Here is a 17674-nt window from a genome sequence, read left to right on the forward strand (position 1 = left end):
GCGCAAAAAAAGCGCGCGCAAGCACGCGCCTCTAACCCTCGCCCAACAGCCTTCCCCGCGCGCCCCGGCTCCTCACCCCGACCCTCTCCCCCATCCTTGATAGGCAGGGGAGAGGGGGCTGTCGTTTCCCGCGAGGCTTCCCGATGAAACCGATCACCCGCCTGCACTCCCGTACCGCCGTGCTGCCGGACGAGAACATCGACACCGACCGCATCATCCCGGCGCGCTTCCTCACCACCACCACCCGCAACGGCCTCGGCAAGCTCTGCTTCCACGACTGGCGCTACCTGCCCGACGGCGCCGACAACCCCGCCTTCCCGCTCAACCGCACCGAAGCGCATGGGTGCTCGATCCTGGTTGCCGGGCGCAACTTCGGCTGCGGTTCCTCGCGCGAGCACGCGCCTTGGGCACTGCTCGACTTTGGGCTCCGCGCCGTGCTGTGCAGCGAGATCGCCGACATCTTCCGCAGCAATGCGCTGAAGAACGGCCTGCTCGCGCTGGTCATCGATGCGCCGGCACATCGCTGGCTGCTCGACCACCCCGGCATCGAACTGGCGATCGACGTGGCCGGGGAGTTCGTCGAACTCCCGGACGGCGGCCGCATCGGCTTCGCGCTGGAACCGTTCGCCCGCCACTGCCTGCTCCACGGCGTCGACCAGCTCGGCTTTCTGCTCGGCCAGTCGCAAGCCATCGCCCATTACGAACAGACCCACCCGGAGGCCGCATGAAAGCGCACATCGTTACCCTGCCCGGCGACGGCGTCGGCCCCGAAGTCACCGCCGCCACGGTGGCCGTGCTGGAAGCCGTGGCCGAGCATTACGACCACGGCTTCCGTTTCAGCCACCACCCGATCGGTGGCTGCGCCATCGACGCCACCGGCGAGCCGCTGCCCGCCGCCACGCTGGATGCCTGCCGGCAGGCCGACGCGGTGCTGCTCGGCGCGGTGGGGGGACCGCGGTGGTCCGACCCTGAAGCGAAGGTGCGCCCGGAGCAGGGCCTGCTGGCCCTGCGCGCCGCCTTGGGCGTGTACGCCAACCTGCGCCCGCTTACGGTGCACCCGGCGCTCGCCGCCTTGTCGCCGCTGAAGAACGAGCGGCTGCACGAGGTGGACGTCGTGTTCGTGCGCGAGCTCACCGGCGGCGCCTACTTCGGCGCCAAGACGCGCAGCGACGAGACCGCCACCGACGAGTGCCGCTACACCGTGGCCGAGGTCGAGCGCGTGGCGCGGCGCGCGTTCGAGCTGGCGCGCGCGCGCCGCCACCACCTCACCTCGGTGGACAAGGCCAACGTGCTGGAGACCTCGCGGCTTTGGCGCAGCACCGTCACGCGCCTGTCCGCCGAGTACCCGGACGTGCGGCTGGAACACCAGCTGGTCGACTCGATGGCGATGCTGCTGCTGACCCAGCCGCAGCGCTACGACGTAGTGGTCACCGAGAACCTGTTCGGCGACATCCTCACTGACGAGGCCGCGGCGCTGGCCGGTTCGCTGGGCTTGCTGCCTTCGGCCTCGCTGGGCGAGGGCGGGCGCGGTTTGTACGAGCCGATCCATGGCTCGGCACCGGACATCGCCGGCCAGGGCGTGGCCAACCCGCTCGGCGCGATCCTCTCCGCGGCGTTGCTGCTGCGCCACTCGTTGGGACTGGACGCCGAGGCGCGGGCGGTCGAGTCCGCGGTGGCGCAGGTGCTCGAGCACGGCCCGCGCAGCCGCGACCTCGGCGGCCAGGCCGGCACCGCCGCGGTGCTCGACGCGGTGCTGGTCGCGTTGGCCGACGACGCGGCCAACCACCACGCCTTCTTCGCCGGCGTGCGCGCATGCGGATGATGCGCGCCGCCGCTGCACGGCCAGGGACGGCCGCTCCCTGCTCCCCTGCGTGCCGGAGACCGGAACCCGCCCTCCCCGCCGTTCCGCCCGCCACGCAGGGGGCAACTTCCATCCCATCCCGGAGCGCCCATGCGCAGTGACCTGATCAAGCGCGGCCCCGACCGCGCGCCCGCCCGCGCCATGTTGCGCGCCACCGGCCTGGACGACGAGGCGATCGCCAAGCCGCTGGTCGCGGTGGTGCACACCTGGTCGAACGTCTCGCCCTGCAACCTCAACCTGCGCGAACTGGCGGAGGCGGCGGCCGGGGGCATCCGCGCGGCCGGCGGCACGCCGGTGGAGTTCAACACCATCGCGGTGACCGACGGCATCGCGATGGGCACGCCGGGCATGCGCGCCTCGCTGGTCAGCCGCGAACTGATCGCCGACTCGATCGAGCTGGCGGTGGACGGCCACTGCCTGGACGCGATGGTGGTGTTGTGCGGCTGCGACAAGACCATCCCGGCCGCGGCGATGGCGCTGGCGCGGCTGGACATCCCCGGCGTCGCACTCTACGGCGGCACCATCGACCACGGCCGGCACGAGGGCCACGCGATCACGGTGCAGCAGGTGTTCGAAGCGGTCGGCGCGCACGGCGCCGGCCGCATCGACGACGCGCAACTGGCGGCGGTCGAGCGCCACGCCTGCCCTGGCGCCGGCGCCTGCGGCGGGCAGTTCACCGCCAACACGATGGCGATGGTGCTCTCCACACTCGGCCTGTCGCCACTGGGCTTCAACGACATTCCCGCCACGCACCCGGCCAAGCGCGCGGCGGCCTATCGCTGCGGCGAGTTGGTGATGGAATGCCTGCGCGCGGGCCGCACGCCACGCGCACTGCTCACCCACACTTCGCTCACCAACGCCGCACGCATGGTCGCCGCTACAGCCGGCTCAACCAACGCGGTGCTGCACCTGCTGGCGATCGCGCGCGAGGCCGGCGTGGCGTGGACGCTGGAGGACTTCCAGCCAGCCGCCGAGCACACGCCGGTGATCGCCGACCTGCTCCCCGGCGGGCGCTACACCGCGGTGGAGCTGTTCGGCGCCGGCGGCAGCGCGCGCGTGGCGCAGGAGCTGATTGCCGCCGGCATGCTGGAGGACGCACCCACCGTCACCGGCCGCTGGCTGTTCGCCGAAGTGGCCGCCGCGCCGCGCGCCGAAGCGCAGGACGTGGTGCATCCGGTGACCGCACCGCTCAAGCCCCGCGGCGGCTATTCGATCCTCTACGGCAACCTCGCGCCGGAAGGCTGCGTGCTGAAGCTACCCGGCAAGGGTGAGCGCTTCGAGGGCCGCGCGCGCGTGTTCGAGAGCGAGGAAGCCGCCTTCGCCGCCGTCCAGGGCGACGCGATCCAGCCCGGCGACGTGGTGGTGATCCGCAACGAGGGCCCGGCCGGCGGACCGGGCATGCGCGAGATGCTCGGCGTCACCGCGGCACTGATCGGCCGGGGCCTGGGCGACAGCGTGGCGCTGATCACCGACGGCCGCTTCTCCGGTGCCACCCGCGGCTTCATGGTCGGCCACGTGGCGCCGGAGGCGGCGCGTGGCGGACCGATCGCGCGATTGCGCGAGGGCGACACCATCGTCATCGACGCGCACCGGCGCGAGCTCTTCACCGGCGCCGATCTCGCCAGCCGGCCGTGGCAGCCGGCGCCGCCCAAGGTCACCCGCGGTGCGCTGGCCAAGTACGCGCAGCTGGTCGGCTCGGCCTCCGACGGCGCCACCACCCACGCCGCATTGCCCTGGATCGCCCGGCCGAACGCGGCACGCAGCGCAGAAGAAGCCCGCCGCGCGCCGGCCTCCGTCACCGCCTGACCCCTCACTTCCACCCCTCCGACGCGAGGGGCAAACCTGGAGAACATCGCATGACGACACCAGCACCCAACCCGCTCGCCCACACCCGCGCCGCCGTGCTCGGCTACGGCAGCCAGGGCCGCGCGCACGCGCTCAACCTGCGCGATTCGGGCCACGAAGTGGTGCTCGGCCTGCGCAAGGGCGGCCCGTCCTGGCAACGTGCGCAGGCCGAGGGCTTCGCCGTGGCCGAACCGGCCGAAGCGGTAAAAGGTGCGGCGCTGGTCGCCGTGCTCACTCCCGACATGGCGCAGCCGGCGCTCTACCGCGAGGCGATCGCGCCCCATATCGCGCCGGGCGCGGCGCTGCTGTTCGCGCACGGCTTCAACGTGCACTACGGACAGATCGAGCCGCGCAAGGACATCGACGTGGTGCTGGTGGCGCCCAAGGGCCCCGGCGCGCTGGTGCGCAGCGAATACGCGCGCGGCCGCGGCGTGCCCTGCCTGTGGGCGGTGCACCAGGATGCCAGCGGCGCGGCCGCGGCCAAGGCGCGCGCCTATGCCGATGGGATCGGCGGCGGCCGCGCGCTGCTGATCCAGACCGACTTCCGCGAGGAGACCGAGACCGACCTGTTCGGCGAGCAGGCCGTGCTCTGCGGCGGCGCCAGCGAGCTGGTCACCAAGGGCTTCGAGACGCTGGTGGAAGCCGGCTACCAGCCGGAGATCGCCTACTACGAGGTGATGCACGAGCTGAAGCTGATCGTCGACCTGTTCTACGAGGGCGGGCTGACGAAGATGCTCGAGTTCGTCTCCGAGACCGCGCAGTACGGCGACTACGTCAGCGGTCCGCGCGTGGTCGACACCGGCACCAAGGAGCGCATGCGCGCGGTGCTCGACGACATCCGCGACGGCACCTTCGCGCGGCAGTGGATCGCCGAGCACCAGGCCGGATTGCCCAACTACCGGCGTCTGAAGCAGGCCGACCTCGATCACCCGATCGAGAAGGTCGGCGCGGCGTTGCGTGCGCGCATGCCGTGGCTGCAGCCGGCCAAGGAGGAGCCGGCGCCGCTCAAGGTGGTGGGTTAGCGCGCGTCGCCGCGTGAGCCCGTGCCCTTCCCCGCACTGCGGGGAGCGGGCTTCCCACCCTCGCTTCCCCAAGGAGTTGCCCTCGTGAACGCCCAGCCGAACCCACCTGCGATCCACCCGCGCGCCGGCCAGCCGCTGACCGGCGCGGAGGTGATCGTGCAGGTGCTTGCCGACGAGGGTGTGCAGATGCTGTTCGGCTACGCCGGCGGCGCGATCCTGCCGGTGTTCGACGCTCTGTACCGGCACAACGCGACGCATGCCGGCGAGGATGGCCGTGAGCCGATGCCGCTGGTGGTGCCGGCCAACGAGCAGGGCGCGGGTTTCATGGCGGCCGGCTACGCGCGTGCCTCGGGCAAGGTCGGCGTGGCGATCGTCACCTCGGGGCCGGGCGCGACCAACATGGTCACGCCGGTGCAGGACTGCATGGCCGATTCGATTCCGCTGGTGGTGGTCTGCGGCCAGGTCGGTACGGCCGCACTGGGCAGCGACGCCTTCCAGGAGGCGCCGGTGCATCACCTGATGGGCGCCTGTGCCAAGCACGTGTTCCTGGTCACCGATCCGGCGCGGCTGGAGGCGACCCTGCGCAGCGCCTTCATGCTGGCGCGCAGCGGGCGGCCGGGGCCGGTGGTGGTCGACTGCCCGAAGGACGTGCAGAACGCCGCGCTGCGCTTCCACGGCGAGGGCGAGCTGGCGCTGCCCGGCTACCGCGCGCGGCTGCGCCGGAGCGACCAGGCCGCGCTGTCCGACGCCGAATGTGTCGCGTTCTTCGAAGCGCTGCGACGCGCGCGCCGCCCGCTGCTGTATGCCGGCGGCGGCGTGGTCGCGGCGGGCGCCGCGCCGGCGCTGCGTGCTTTCGCCGATGCGTTCGGCCTGCCGGTGACGACCAGCCTGATGGGCATCGGCGCAGTCGACACCCGCGCGCCGCTGGCGCTGCACATGCTGGGCATGCATGGCACCGCGTACGCCAACTATGCGGTGGAGGACTGCGACTTCCTGTGCGCGCTGGGTGCGCGCTTCGACGACCGCGTGTGTGGCGCACCCGACCGCTTCGCGCCACGCGCGCGTTTCCTGGCGCAGGTCGACATCGACCCGGGCGAGGTGGGCAAGGTCAAGCCGGTCCACTGGCAGCACGTCGGACCGCTCGCCCGTGCACTGGATCGGTTGACCGCGTGGGGGCGAGCGCACGGCGTGCGTCCCGATCTGGCCGAATGGCACGCGCACCTGGCGCGATCCAAGCGCGACCACGCGATGAACTACGACCGCGCCAGCCCGCTGATCCAGCCGCAGGCGGTGCTCGAAGCGATCGACCGCCACGCGCAGGGCCGCGCCATCGTCAGCACCGGCGTGGGCCAGCACCAGATGTGGGCGGCGCAATGGCTCGCCTTCCGCGAGCCGCGGCAGTGGCTGACCTCCGGCGCCATGGGCACGATGGGCTTCGGGCTGCCCGCCGCAGTCGGCGCACAGCTGGCGCGGCCGGACTCGCTGGTGATCGACATCGACGGCGACACCAGCATCCGCATGAATGCCGGCGAGCTGGAAACCATCGCGCGCCTGGAGCTGCCGGTGAAGGTGCTGGTGCTGGACAACGGCGGGGACGGCATGGTGCGGCAGTGGCAGCGGCTCTACTACGGCGGACGCTTTGCCGCCTCCGCGCGACCGGGCCGCCGGCGCGACTTCGTGCGTGCGGCGCAGGCCGACGGCTTCGCCTGGGCGCGCCGGCTGGACGATCGCAACGCGCTGGAGCAAACGATCGCCGCCTTCCTCGCCTTCGACGGACCCGCCTTCCTGGAAGTGGCGATCGACCCGGACGCCTGCGTCTACCCCATGGTCGGCCCCGGTGCGAGCTACGCGCAGATGGTCACCGGCCCGCATATCGCCTCGCGCGAGGCCGCCGCGCCGCTGGCCGCGGCCGGCGCGATGTTCTGAAGGGACGCGCCGATGCCGCACACGCTTTCCATCCTGCTGCAGAACGAGGCCGGCACGCTGCTGCGCGTGGCCGGGCTGTTCGCCACCCGCAGTTGCAACATCGACGCACTGACCGTGCGCGCCACCGATGATCCGTCGATCGCACGGATGGTGCTGGAGGTGCGCGGCGACGTTCCCGCGCTGGACCGGCTGGTGCAGAAGGCGCGCCGGCTGGTCGACGTGCTGGAAGTGGAGCAGTCGCCGCCGTGACGCAGCACGACCTGCCCGGCACCGTCGGACTGCTGGTGCACGCGCGGGTGTACGAGGCGGCGCGCGTCAACCCGCCGGACGTCGCGGCGCAGCTGTCCGAGCAGCTCGGCCGGCCGCTGCTGCTCGAGCGCGAGGACCCGCAGCCCTGGGCTTGGGGAGATGTTCCTCCGTGCATGCGGAAGAGCGTCAGCCGGGGCCTGCGCAAGAGGGGCGCGACGTCGTGATGCCTTGTGCGACCCGACGCGCGCCGAGCGCCGCTCAGAACAGGTCGATGCTGCCGGTGCTCATGAGCTCGCAGGCAAGCTCGCCGCGCCCGAGCATTTCCTCGTAGCCATGCGTGCGGTTGCGGCCATGCTCCTTGGCGTAATACAGCGCCTTGTCCGCGCGATCGATGACCGACTCCGGGTAATCGCCCGGCGCCGCGCGCGCGTAGCCGACGCTGACGGTGACGTATCCGACCTGCGGGAACAGGTAGCTGGCCACCCGCTCGCGGAAGCGCTCCAGTGCACCGCGCGCCTCCGCCTCGTCGTGCCCGGTGAGCAGGATCACGAATTCCTCGCCACCGAAACGGAACAGCACGTCACCCTGGCGGAAGCAGGCGCGCATCTGCTGGGCCAGCAGCAGGATCACCTCGTCGCCGTAGATGTGCCCGTAGGTGTCGTTGATGCGCTTGAAGTGGTCGATGTCGAAGATCGCCAGCCACACCGACGGCGTGCCCAGGCCCGCCGCGCGGCGCTCCTGCGCCCGGCGCGCGACGGCCAGCGGCAGGAACATCCGTTGCAGGTGGCGCTCGAAGGTGCGCCGGTTGTACAGGCCGGTGAGCTTGTCGCGTTCGCTCTCGTTGAGCAGCGTGATGTAGTTGGCGTAGATCCGCGCGAAGCCCTCGGCCAGCGCGCGTGCGCCGTCCAGCGCGGCGCCGCTCTCCAGCTGCAGCGCACCCAGTGCGCGGCCTTCGTGCAGGATCGGCACGTACAACCGGTGGCAGCCGTCCTCGCCGACCTCGACGTGGCTGCGCTGGCCGTCCATGCAGTGCCAGACCGGCTGCAGCGCAGGGTCGTGCTCGTCCGGGTCGCATGCGCCGACGACGAACCCGCCGCTGGCGTCGGCCACGCAGCGCACCAGGCTGTCCATCCGGCGGCCGTCGATCGTGCGCTTGCACAGGAGCACCTCGCGGGCCGGCGCCAGCTCGGCCAGTGACAGCGCCAGGCTGTGGTCGAGCGCGTCGATATCGCGGTGGTGGGTGAACGCGGCGACCGAGTCCAGCAGCCGCGCGTGCGCCGACGGCACGACCGATCGAGGCCCCGGGGCAGCCACCGGCTGCGCCCGCGCCAGCAAGGCGGGCGCCTCTTGCGTAACGATGTCGCAAGCGACGGACATGCTGGCCTCCCAGGCGTTGAAGCGTTCCCGACCCCACGCCCGCCGCGGCGCGGCGGGTTCTCTGGCCCGCTTTATCGGCATGGCCGCCCATGGCTTGAGCCGCGCTGCGGCCCCTGGATTCAAACTGCCCCGCGTGTTTGGCCTCACCGCGCGATCTCGCCCGCTTGACGGCGCATGCGCGACGCTCGGCATCCACGAACCAGCAGGAGATCGCTCATGCCGAACAACCCACAGCATCCGGAGCCGCCCATCGCCCAGCCTGGCAAGCAGCGTCCGGACCAGGAAATCCGCAATCCCGGGCATGCCAGCCCGGCGCGGGACGCCGATGCCGATCCGTTGGGCAGCCCGCTGGAAGAGAACGACCCGCTGGCACCGCCGCCGCTCTGAGTCCTGCCCGTCCCGCGCAAAGAAAGTTGGATGGGCTCGTGAGTAGCATGCCCTGGAACCGCTCTTCCGGGGCATCCGCCGAGCGGCCGAAAGCGCCGTGCCGCTCAATCGAGCAGATCACGCCGGGCTAAACTTCCCGGCATGGCCCCTCCTCCTTCTCGCAAACGCCAGCAGCACATGCCACCGACCACGGCGCGGCCGCGGCCTCCCGCACAGCGGCCGATCCGCCCGGCCGACAGCTCGACCCGCGCCACCCGCGTGCTCGAACTGCTGCTGCGCCGGCTGCCGCCGCGCTGGCGCGAAAAGGCCGCCGACTACCTCGTGCTCACCCGCATGGACCGCCCGATCGGCGCGCTGCTGCTGCTGTGGCCGACCTGGTGGGCACTATGGCTGGCGGCCGGCGATTTTCCTCCGTGGGGCACGCTGGCGATCTTCACCCTGGGCGTGTTCGCGATGCGCTCGGCCGGCTGCGCGATCAACGACTTCGCCGACCGCAAGCTCGATCCGCAGGTGGCACGCACTGCCGGGCGGCCGATCGCCAGCGGACGGGTCAGCCCGCGCGAGGCATTGATCGTGTTCGGCGTGCTGCTGGCCTTTTCGTTCGTGCTGGTGCTGTTCACCAACACGCTGACCATCAAGCTGTCCTTCGCCGGCGGGGCGCTGGCGGCGATCTACCCGTTCACCAAGCGCTGGACCTACCTGCCGCAGGTAGTGCTGGGCGCGGCGTTCGGCTGGGCGATCCCGATGGCGTTCGCAGCGGTGTCCAACACGGTGCCGCCGCTGGGCTGGCTGCTGTTCCTGGGCAACATCCTGTGGTCGGTGATCTATGACACCGAGTACGCGATGGTCGACCGCGACGACGACCTGAAGGTCGGCGCCAAGTCCACCGCGATCCTGTTCGGCGATGCGGACGTGCCGATCTTGGGAATGCTGATCGGCACTTTCCTGCTGGCCATGCTGTTTGTCGGCCAGCGCGCGCAACTGCCGTGGCCATACTGGCTCGGTCTGCTGGCTGCCGCCGGCCTGTTCGGCTGGCAGCTGTGGCTGATCCGCCGCCGCGCGCGCGATGCCTGCCTGGCAGCCTTCCGGCACAACAATTGGGTCGGCCTGGCGCTGTGGATAGGGATCGTGCTCGGCCTCGCCGTGAAATGAAGGGATCGAGGTCCCGCGCCCCCAACGGATCCGCCCGACCTGTCTGCAGGCGAGGCCAGAATCAACGAGCGCACCCGGCTACCGCCCACGCGGCGATGGCGCCCGCGCCAATGCCCACACGTCCACCCGCGCCACGCCCGCCCGCCTGAGCACCCGCGCGCATTCGGCCAGCGTCGCGCCGGTAGTCATCACGTCATCCAGCACGGCCACGTGCGCCGGCAGCGCCACCGGATCACGCAATGCAAACGCCCCACGCACGTTGCGCCGGCGCATGGCCGCATCCAGCTCGGTCTGCGCCGCGGTGGCACGCGCCCGCAGGAGCACGTCGTGCCGCACCGGAATGCCGAGCGCGCGACCGACCGGCCGGGCCAGCTCCAGCGCCTGGTTGTAGCCGCGCTGGCGCAGACGCGCGCGATGCAGCGGCACCGGCAGGATCAGTGCCGGCCGCGCGAGCGGCGGTGGCAGTCGCTGCCACAGCTCGGCCAGCGTGCGCCCGGCAGCGAGTTCGCGGCCGAACTTGTAGCGTGCCTCCAGCCGGTCCAGCGGCCAGCCGTAGCGGAAGGGCGCCCAGGCCGCCTGCCACGGCGGCGGCTTGCGCTGGCAGGCGCCGCACGACGCCACCGAACCTGGCAGCGGCAGCGCACAACGCGCGCAGCAGTGGTGGTTTCGCGGCAACTCCGCGGCGCAGGCGCGGCACAGGTCCAGCCCATCGGCGCCGGCGGCCCCGCACAGCAGGCAGCGCCACGGCAACAGCCAGGCCTGCAGGCGTTGCAGGGGATGGGACAGCGCATCCATGCGCATCGGCTCGGATCAGCCCCGCGGCTTGTACAGCGCCGCGTCGAGGATCGACCACAGGTGGATGATCCAGCCCAACCATACGATCCACAGCGCCGCGGCGAGCACGAACATGATGGCGGCCTTGAGCAACCGCCCTTGCACCAGCTGGCCCAGGCCGGGGATGAAGAAGCTGCACACCGCGGCGATGACGTTGCCGGTGCTGCCCTGACCTGCGCTCATCGGCTTGCTCCGTGGGAGTGGGGTTCACGCATGGTAACGGACCCGCTTGGGCTAGGTGCGTCAACCAAAAAGTGTCTTTTCGAGTTGACACCGACCGGACCCGTTCCCACACTGCCGCGTCCCCACGCGGAGCCGCGCCACCCATGATTCCTGCCAACATCCGCCACGACTGGAAGCGCGCGGAAGTCGCCGCGCTGTTCGCGCTGCCGTTCAACGACCTGCTGCATCGCGCGCACGCGGTCCATCGCGAGCGGCACGACCCGAACGCGGTGCAGGTGTCGACGCTGCTCTCGATCAAGACCGGCGGCTGCCCGGAGGATTGCGCCTACTGCCCGCAGGCGCAGCGCTACCAGACCGGCGTGAAGGCCCAGAAGCTGATGAGCGTGGAGGCCGTACTCGAGCGCGCGCGGGCTGCGCGTGACGCCGGCGCCAGTCGCTTCTGCATGGGCGCGGCCTGGCGCAGCCCGAAGGACCGCGATGTCGCCAAGGTCGCGCAAATCGTCACCGCAGTGAAGGCGCTGGGCCTGGAAACCTGCGCCACGCTCGGCATGCTGAGCGGCGAACAGGCCGACACCCTCAAGCACGCCGGCCTGGACTACTACAACCACAACCTCGACAGCGCGCCGGAGTTCTATGGCCAGATCATCCACACGCGCGAGTATCAGGATCGCCTGGACACGCTCGGCCACGTGCGCGATGCCGGCCTGAAAACCTGCTGCGGCGGCATTGTCGGCATGGGCGAATCGCGCGAGCAGCGCGCCGGTCTGCTGCAGGCGCTGGCCAACCTGCCCGAGCACCCGCAGTCGGTGCCGATCAACCAGCTGGTGCAGGTCGAAGGCACGCCGCTGCACGGCACCGCGGTGCTGGACCCGTTCGAGTTCGTGCGCACCATCGCGGTGGCGCGGATCCTCATGCCGGAGTCGATGGTGCGGCTGTCGGCCGGCCGCCAGCAGATGGACGAGGCGGTGCAGGCGTTGTGTTTCCACGCCGGCGCCAACTCGATCTTCTACGGCGAGAAGCTGCTGACCACCGGCAACCCCGACGTGGCTGCCGACCGCGCGCTGTTCGCACGGCTGGACCTGCATCCGATGGAACGGGTGGAACGGTCGGGCACCGTCCACGCCGACATCTGCGAGCCGGCCTGATCCGCGCGGGCAGCACGCCGTCCTCCGCCATGATCGAACCCGCGCCAAACGTCGCCTTCCCGTCCGGCTCGGCCGTTGGCGGAGCACCCGGGCGCGCCGACCTGCTGCAGCGCCTGGCCATCCAGACGTCCGAACGTGCCCGCTCCGGCCTGCTGCGCCGCGCCCGCACGATCGACCATGCCCAAGGCCCATGGCTGGAAACCGGTGAGCGTCGCCTGCTCGGCTTCTGTTCCAACGACTACCTCGGCCTCGCCCAGCACCCGCAGCTGATCGCTGCCTTCAAGCGCGCGGCCGACGACGAAGGCGTCGGCAGCACCGCCGCGCACCTGCTCTGCGGCCACCGCCGCGAGCATGCCGAACTGGAGGAAGCGCTGGCCGACTGGACCGGCCGCGAACGCGCGCTGCTGTTCTCCACCGGCTACATGGCCAACCTCGGCGTGCTGCAGGCGCTGCTCGGCCGTGGCGACCTGTGCGTGCAGGACAAGCTCAACCATGCCTGCCTGCTCGACGGCGCCACGCTGGCCGGCGCAGTGCTGCGCCGCTATCCGCATGGCGATGCCGCCGCCGCGGCCCGGCAGCTGGCAAGCGAACCCGGCGCCGCCGCGCTGCTCGCCTCCGACGGCGTGTTCAGCATGGACGGCGACCGCGCCCCGCTGCGCGAACTGGCCGCGCTGTGCCGGCGCGAGGGCGCCACGCTGATGGTCGACGACGCGCACGGTCTGGGCGTGCTCGGACCCGCGGGTGCCGGCAGCGTCGCCGAGGCCGGCCTGGGTTCGCGCGAAGTACCGGTACTGATGGCTACCCTGGGCAAGGCGCTGGGCAGCCACGGCGCTTTCGTCACCGGCTCGGCCGCGCTGATCGAAGGGCTCGCCCAGTTCGCCCGCACCTATGTCTACACCACCGCGATGCCGCCGGCGCTGGCTGCCGCTGCGCTCGCGGCGGTGCAGCTGGCGAGAACGGAAGACTGGCGGCGCGGAAAGCTCGCCGCGCTGGTCGCCCGCTTCCGTGCCGGCGCCGCGCAGCTGGGCCTGCCGCTGGCCGCTTCGGATACGCCGATCCAGCCCGTGCTGCTGGGCGACGCCGCTGCCGCGCTTGCCGCCGCGCAGGCATTGGAAACCCGGGGCCTGCTGGTGGTGGCGATCCGGCCACCGACGGTGCCGGCCGGCCAGGCGCGCCTGCGCATCACGCTGAGCGCCGCACACGACGAGGAACACGTCGACTGCCTGCTCGACGCACTGGCGGCGCTGCCGCGTGCCGTCACGCCGGTATAATCGACGGCTTGCCGCTCCCCGCTCCCATGATCGTCAACGTCGCCGCCTACCGCTTCGTCCCGCTCGCGGACCTGCCCGCACTGCGACAATCCTTGCGCGCGCGTGCCGAAGCGCTGGCGCTCAGGGGCACGATCCTGCTGGCGCCCGAAGGCATCAATCTGTTCCTCGCCGGGGCGCGCGATGCCGTCGAGGGTTTCCTCCGCTGGCTGCGCGAGGATCCGCGCTTTGCCGATCTGGCGGTCAAGGAGTCGCTCTCCGACGAGGTGCCCTTCGGGCGCCTGCGCGTGCGGCTCAAGCGCGAGATCATCACCCTGCGCGCACCCGTCGCGCCGCATCGGGGCCGCGCGCCGGCGGTCGAAGCCGCCACGCTGAAGCGCTGGCTCGACCAGGGCCATGACGATGCCGGGCGCGAGGTCGTGCTGCTGGATACGCGCAACGATTACGAGACCGACGCAGGCCGCTTCGCCGGCGCCATCGATTACCGGGTGCCTAGCTTCACGGCGCTGCCCGAGGCGGTGCTCGCCGATCGCGAGCGCTACCTCGGCAAGACCGTGGTGTCCTACTGTACCGGCGGCATCCGCTGCGAGAAGGCAGCGCTGCACCTGGCCGAGCGGGGCCTGGGCGAGGTACTGCAGCTCGAGGGCGGCATCCTGAAATACCTGGAGGAGACCGACGGCAGCCACTGGGAAGGCGACTGCTTCGTGTTCGACGGGCGTGGGGCCGTAGGCAGGGACCTCAAGCCCTCCCCGCTCGCTCTCCCGCATCCCCTATCGAAGATGGCGGAGAGTGTTGGAGTGCGGGGACGCTCTTGCGGGGAGCCCTCTTCGAGCGCTGCTGCAACAGCCACCTTTCCCGCGAGCCCTGCCCCTTCACCCCAACCCTCTCCCCCGTTACCTGTCGAAGAAGGCGGAGAGGGAACCAAAGCATGACGCTGCGCATCGAGCAACGGGGCCACGGCCCGCAGCCGCTGGTGCTGATCCACGGCTGGGCGATGCACGGCGGCATCTTCGCACCGCTGGTGGAAGCGCTGGCCGATCGCTGCTCGTTATACGTGGTCGACCTTCCCGGCCATGGCCATTCGCGCGCCTGCGGCCTGGCGCTGGAGCCTCGCGCGATCGCCGACGCCATCGCCAAAGCCACACCGCCGGCCCCGTGGCTGGGCTGGTCGCTGGGCGGCCTGGTCGCGCTCACCGCCGCGCTGGACGACCCCGCCCACGTGCAAGGCCTGGCCATACTCTGCGCCACGCCGAAGTTCGTGCGCAGCGCCGATTGGCCGCACGGCAGCGACGCCACCCTGGTGCACCAGCTCGCGCTGGACCTTGAAGCCGGCTATCACGCCACGATCGAGCGCTTCCTCGCGCTGGAGGCGATGGGCAGCGACGATCCCAAGGCCGAACTGCGCCGCCTGCGCACGCACGTGTTCGAACGCGGCGAACCGGAACTGCGCGTACTGCAGGAAGGTATCGGCCTGCTCGAACGCACCGACCTACGCGCACGGTTGCCGCGACTGGCCGTACCGAGCGTGTGGATTGCCGGGCGTCGCGACCGGCTGGTGCCGCCGGCCGCCATGGCGTGGTCGGCCGAACAGTGCGGCGGCCGCTTCGTAGAGATCGCGCACGCCGGCCACGCGCCCTTCATCGGCCACGCCCAGGCCGTGGCCGAGGCACTGCAGCCCCTGTTCGCGGAAATCCCGGCATGAACGCGTTCCACCTCGACCGCGCCCGCGTGCGCCGGAACTTCAGCCGCGCCGCCGCCACCTACGAGCAGCACGACGAGCTGCAGCGTGAAGTTCAGGCCGACCTGCTCGGCCGCCTGGACTTCTATCTGCAGGCGCCCGAGCGGGTGCTCGACGTCGGCGCCGGCACCGGCCGCGGCACGGCGCTGTTGAAGAAGCGTTATCCCAAGGCGCAGGTGATCGCCGTCGACCTGGCGTTGCCGATGCTGCGCGTCGCGCGCACGCACCAGCGCCTGCTGCGCCCGTTCCAGCGCCTCTGCGCCGAAGCCACGGCGTTGCCGCTGCCCGACCACAGCGTGGACGTACTGCATTCGAACCTGTGCTTCCAGTGGATCGACGACCTGCCGGCGCTGTTCGGCGAGTGCGTGCGCGTGCTCAAGCCCGGCGGCTTGCTGGCCTTCTCCAGCTTCGGCCCGGACACGCTCAAGGAGCTGCGCGCCGCCTGGGCCGCGGTGGACCAGCAGTCGCACGTCAGCCGCTTCCTGGACATGCACGACGTGGGCGACGCGATGATCAACGCCGGCCTGCGCGATCCGGTACTGGACGTCAACCGCTACACGCTCACCTACAGCGAGCCGCGCGCGCTGCTGAAGGAACTCAAGGGCCTGGGCGCCACCCATGCCGACCGCGCGCGCGAACGCCACCTCACCGGCAAGTCGCACTACCGCCGGATGCTGGCCGCCTACGAGGCAATGCGCGTGGACGGCCGCGTGCCGGCCACCTGGGAAGTGGTCACCGCGCATGCGTGGGGACCACCGCCGGGCCAGGCGCGCCGCACCCCGCAAGGCGAGATCGCCACCTTCTCGCTGGACAGCCTGCGCGGCTCGCGCCGGCGCTGAGGATCCACGCGGCAGCTTGCCGTGCGCGACCGATGGTCCCGGGTTGGCGGCCGGCTGCACTCCTTACATCTGCGAAGCCGTCGTCGGCGCGGCGGCCCTGGTGCCGGCAACACCAGCCTCCCGGCGGTCGCGCCAGCGCAGGAACGGCCGCTCCACCGCGTAATGCAACGCGGCTCCCACGGCCAGCACGCCGAGGGCATACAGCGCGAAGGCGGCGAAACCGTGACACCGCCACGGCCCCACCCACCATGTCGCGACCGCATGCAGGGCCAGCTTGTGGCTCAGGTACAGGCTGTAGGAAATACGCGCCAGCCAGCCCGCTCCCGGCACCGCCCAGCGTGCCGGCATCGCGCTGGCGGCGCCTACGCACAGCGCCAACGCCAGCGACAGGAGCGGGTAGCCGACCACCGTGGGCCAGAAGCCCAGCCTCTCGCGGAACAGCCACCACGCCAGGACGAACAGGCCCAGGCCCGCCGCCAGCGCGATGCCCGCATGCCGCTGCAGGTGTACCCAGGCCCGTGGCCGGCCGACGCGCAGCGCGGCCAGCGCCACGCCGGCGAGGAGTCCGTCCAGCCGTGCCCAGGTCGGATAGTAGATGCCCTCGACGAAGCGCAGGCCGAATGCCGGTCCCGGCCGGTCGCGCACGGGCGCCATGGCGTGCCACCACACATAGCCGCGCAGCGCCATGCCGAAAGCGACCAGGCCCAGCCCTATCGCCACCGCCTTGCCCAACGACGGCCGCCGCAGCAGCCACCACGCCAGCCACGGAAACAGCAGGTAGAAATGCTCCTCCACGCACAGCGACCAGGCATGCGAGAACGCCTGGTCGTGTTCGTAATCGATCAGCAGGTTGAGGGTGAAGCTCAGGAACTGCCACGCCGGTGCCAGGCCCGGCGCCTCGCGCAGCACCGGCCAGGCGACGTACACCGCGAGCACCACGAGGAAGGCCGGCAGGATGCGGAAAGCGCGGCGCCGGTAGAACGCCCGCCAGGCCAGCGGCTCGCCGCGGGCCAGCGGCGCGAGCAGCTGGTAGCCGATGAGGTAGCCGGACAGCACGAAGAACAGGTCCACGCCCATCCAGCCGTCGTTGCCCAGCCAGGCGAAGCGCTCGCCCAGGCCACCGACCACGTAGGAGTGGAACAACATCACCCACACGATCGCCCACGCGCGCAGCAGGTCCAGGCCGGGAAGGCGGTTCATCGCATGATCCTTCTGCTCGGGAAGCCGGCAGTGTGGGCGGTTGCGTCGATGCGGTTCGGGCAAACCGCTGGCGAAACGCCGGCGGCTTCGGGGCTAAGGCGCCCCGTTCGCCAGCAAGGCCGCGCGCAACACGTCGACGTAGGTGCGGCTGGCACGCAGCACGGTACCGTCGCGCAGGCGCAGCAGATGATCGCGGTTGAACAGCGCCTGCATTTCGGCCACGCGATCCAGCCGCACGATGGCGGAGCGGTGGATGCGGATGAACTGCGCGGGATCGAGCCGGCCCACCAGCCGCTGCAGCGACTCGCGCAAGAGATGCAGCTGGCCGCCCGCATGCAGAGCGGCGTGGTCCGGCTTGCGCGCCTGGAAGCGGTCGAAGGCGTCCTCGCCCAGTACCTCGAACCACGAGCCGCCATCGGGTACGAACAACGCTTCCAGGCCTTGCTGGTCGTGCGCGATGATCGCCGCCTTGAAGCGCGCGATGAGCTGTCCGATCTGCGATTGGTCCGATCCGGCGCAATGGCCCTGTCCAGCCAAGGCCGGGCTTGCCAGGCCGGCGGACAGGATGGCGGAAAGTACGTACTTGTTCATGCGTCGCTCCGTGGCGTGGAAGCGCCATTGGGATCACGCCGCACGCGCTGCCGCCAC

General features: G+C 71.4%; 19 protein-coding genes. 14 read left to right on the forward strand and 5 right to left on the reverse strand.

All coding sequences use genetic code 11. The features are described from left to right. The first annotated feature begins 143 nt into the window (after nucleotides 1-143). The 7 genes from leuD to BMZ38_RS12840 all read left to right on the forward strand — a co-directional run bounded on the left by leuD (nucleotide 144) and on the right by BMZ38_RS12840 (nucleotide 7127). The gene (gene leuD, locus BMZ38_RS12810; RefSeq protein WP_091338264.1) at nucleotides 144-728 is read left to right on the forward strand and encodes a 3-isopropylmalate dehydratase small subunit; all 585 of its coding nucleotides are present in this window, start codon (nucleotides 144-146) and stop codon (nucleotides 726-728) included. Then, on the forward strand, nucleotides 725-1822 hold the full coding sequence (gene leuB, locus BMZ38_RS12815) for a 3-isopropylmalate dehydrogenase (protein WP_091338266.1): 1098 nt from the start codon (nucleotides 725-727) through the stop codon (nucleotides 1820-1822). Before leuD ends, leuB begins: the two co-directional genes overlap by 4 nt. A 129-nt stretch (nucleotides 1823-1951) precedes the next feature. Continuing rightward, a complete protein-coding gene (gene ilvD, locus BMZ38_RS12820) occupies nucleotides 1952-3667 on the forward strand; it encodes a dihydroxy-acid dehydratase (RefSeq protein WP_091338269.1) in 1716 nt (571 codons plus the stop codon). Between the two features lie 50 nt (nucleotides 3668-3717). Beyond that, nucleotides 3718-4728, forward strand: a complete 1011-nt coding sequence (gene ilvC, locus BMZ38_RS12825) for a ketol-acid reductoisomerase (protein ID WP_091338271.1) — start codon at nucleotides 3718-3720, stop codon at nucleotides 4726-4728. An 84-nt stretch (nucleotides 4729-4812) separates the two neighbouring features. Continuing rightward, entirely contained in the window at nucleotides 4813-6654 is a 1842-nt protein-coding gene (ilvB, locus tag BMZ38_RS12830) for a biosynthetic-type acetolactate synthase large subunit (protein ID WP_281243900.1), read from the forward strand. Between the two features lie 12 nt (nucleotides 6655-6666). Further along, nucleotides 6667-6903: an acetolactate synthase small subunit gene (gene ilvN, locus BMZ38_RS12835; RefSeq protein WP_091338273.1), complete on the forward strand. Its 237-nt coding sequence runs from the start codon at nucleotides 6667-6669 to the stop codon at nucleotides 6901-6903. Then, nucleotides 6900-7127 carry a hypothetical protein gene (locus BMZ38_RS12840; protein WP_091338274.1) on the forward strand — a complete coding sequence of 76 codons (228 nt, stop codon included), beginning with the start codon at nucleotides 6900-6902 and terminating at the stop codon, nucleotides 7125-7127. The genes ilvN and BMZ38_RS12840 overlap by 4 nt, the downstream gene beginning before the upstream one ends. 34 nt (nucleotides 7128-7161) lie before the next feature. On the opposite strand, the gene BMZ38_RS12845 is transcribed toward BMZ38_RS12840, so the two are convergent. After that, nucleotides 7162-8280 (reverse strand): GGDEF domain-containing protein, encoded by a 1119-nt coding sequence (locus tag BMZ38_RS12845; RefSeq protein ID WP_091338277.1) that lies wholly within the window; start codon nucleotides 8278-8280, stop codon nucleotides 7162-7164. A gap of 216 nt (nucleotides 8281-8496) precedes the next feature. On the opposite strand from BMZ38_RS12845, the gene BMZ38_RS17810 reads away from it, so the two are divergent. Continuing rightward, the gene (locus BMZ38_RS17810) at nucleotides 8497-8667 is read left to right on the forward strand and encodes a hypothetical protein (RefSeq protein WP_175483774.1); all 171 of its coding nucleotides are present in this window, start codon (nucleotides 8497-8499) and stop codon (nucleotides 8665-8667) included. A 222-nt stretch (nucleotides 8668-8889) separates the two neighbouring features. Beyond that, entirely contained in the window at nucleotides 8890-9819 is a 930-nt protein-coding gene (ubiA, locus tag BMZ38_RS12850; protein WP_245747293.1) for a 4-hydroxybenzoate octaprenyltransferase, read from the forward strand. Nucleotides 9820-9897: 78 nt separating this feature from the next. Here ubiA and BMZ38_RS12855 read toward each other — a convergent pair whose 3' ends face one another. Then, complete coding sequence (locus BMZ38_RS12855; protein WP_175483775.1) at nucleotides 9898-10614, reverse strand: ComF family protein; 717 nt, start codon at nucleotides 10612-10614, stop codon at nucleotides 9898-9900. A gap of 15 nt (nucleotides 10615-10629) precedes the next feature. Then, nucleotides 10630-10836, reverse strand: coding sequence for a hypothetical protein (locus BMZ38_RS12860; RefSeq protein WP_091338284.1), 207 nt, complete (start codon nucleotides 10834-10836; stop codon nucleotides 10630-10632). A 143-nt stretch (nucleotides 10837-10979) separates the two neighbouring features. Between BMZ38_RS12860 and bioB the strand changes: the two genes are divergently transcribed. Genes bioB through bioC form a run of 5 tightly spaced genes read left to right on the forward strand, consistent with a single transcriptional unit; the run spans nucleotide 10980 to nucleotide 15826 of the window. Beyond that, nucleotides 10980-11981, forward strand: coding sequence for a biotin synthase BioB (gene bioB / locus BMZ38_RS12865; protein WP_091338287.1), 1002 nt, complete (start codon nucleotides 10980-10982; stop codon nucleotides 11979-11981). 29 nt (nucleotides 11982-12010) lie between these two features. Further along, complete coding sequence (gene bioF / locus BMZ38_RS12870; RefSeq protein WP_091338289.1) at nucleotides 12011-13252, forward strand: 8-amino-7-oxononanoate synthase; 1242 nt, start codon at nucleotides 12011-12013, stop codon at nucleotides 13250-13252. A 26-nt stretch (nucleotides 13253-13278) separates the two neighbouring features. After that, a complete protein-coding gene (locus tag BMZ38_RS12875) occupies nucleotides 13279-14181 on the forward strand; it encodes a sulfurtransferase (RefSeq protein ID WP_091338292.1) in 903 nt (300 codons plus the stop codon). After that, entirely contained in the window at nucleotides 14178-14951 is a 774-nt protein-coding gene (gene bioH, locus BMZ38_RS12880; protein ID WP_091338295.1) for a pimeloyl-ACP methyl ester esterase BioH, read from the forward strand. The genes BMZ38_RS12875 and bioH overlap by 4 nt, the downstream gene beginning before the upstream one ends. Then, on the forward strand, nucleotides 14948-15826 hold the full coding sequence (gene bioC / locus BMZ38_RS12885) for a malonyl-ACP O-methyltransferase BioC (protein ID WP_091338297.1): 879 nt from the start codon (nucleotides 14948-14950) through the stop codon (nucleotides 15824-15826). The genes bioH and bioC overlap by 4 nt, the downstream gene beginning before the upstream one ends. A gap of 63 nt (nucleotides 15827-15889) precedes the next feature. On the opposite strand, the gene BMZ38_RS12890 is transcribed toward bioC, so the two are convergent. Next, nucleotides 15890-17026 (reverse strand): acyltransferase family protein, encoded by a 1137-nt coding sequence (locus BMZ38_RS12890; protein WP_091338300.1) that lies wholly within the window; start codon nucleotides 17024-17026, stop codon nucleotides 15890-15892. 93 nt (nucleotides 17027-17119) lie between these two features. Further along, nucleotides 17120-17617 carry a LytTR family DNA-binding domain-containing protein gene (locus tag BMZ38_RS12895; RefSeq protein ID WP_091338302.1) on the reverse strand — a complete coding sequence of 166 codons (498 nt, stop codon included), beginning with the start codon at nucleotides 17615-17617 and terminating at the stop codon, nucleotides 17120-17122. Between the last annotated feature and the right edge of the window lie 57 nt (nucleotides 17618-17674).

Source organism: Frateuria terrea (assembly GCF_900115705.1).
Classification (GTDB): domain Bacteria; phylum Pseudomonadota; class Gammaproteobacteria; order Xanthomonadales; family Rhodanobacteraceae; genus Frateuria_A; species Frateuria_A terrea.